This is a genomic window from Azospirillum sp. TSH64 (assembly GCF_003116035.1).
Classification (GTDB): Bacteria; Pseudomonadota; Alphaproteobacteria; order Azospirillales; family Azospirillaceae; genus Azospirillum.
This window is the reverse complement of sequence record NZ_LGQW01000015.1, coordinates 4594577-4595044: the sequence shown is the minus strand read 5'-3', so window position 1 is coordinate 4595044 and position 468 is coordinate 4594577. Positions and strand designations below refer to the sequence as shown.

Here is a 468-nt window from a genome sequence, read left to right as displayed (position 1 = left end):
CTCCATCCTGATGTCCAAGACCTTCGACAATGGCGTGGTCTGCGCGTCCGAACAGTCGGCGGTGGTGGTCGAGGCCGTCTATGACGCCGTGCGCGACCGCTTCGCCCATCATGGCGGCTACATCCTGTCGCCCCGCGAGGCCGACGCCGTGCGCAAGGTGCTGCTGACCGACGGCCATCTCAACGCCGACATCGTCGGCCAGCCCGCCCATGCCATCGCCGCCATGGCCGGCCTGAACGTGCCGCTCGCCACCAAGGTGCTGATCGCCGAAGTCACCGACCTCGACGACAGCGAGCCCTTCGCCCACGAGAAGCTGTCGCCGACCCTGGCGCTCTACCGCGCCAAGGACTTTATGGAAGCCTGCGACAAGGCCGCCGCCCTGGTGGCGCTCGGCGGCATCGGCCACACCTCGGCGCTCTATACCGACCAGGACCGGCAGGCCGAGCGCATCCGCCATTTCGGCGACAG

The 468-nt window shown here is 68.4% G+C and carries 1 pseudogene; it reads left to right on the top strand.

The features are described from left to right. Positions 1–468 (top strand): annotated as a pseudogene (locus TSH64_RS35965) (bifunctional acetaldehyde-CoA/alcohol dehydrogenase); the annotation flags it as partial.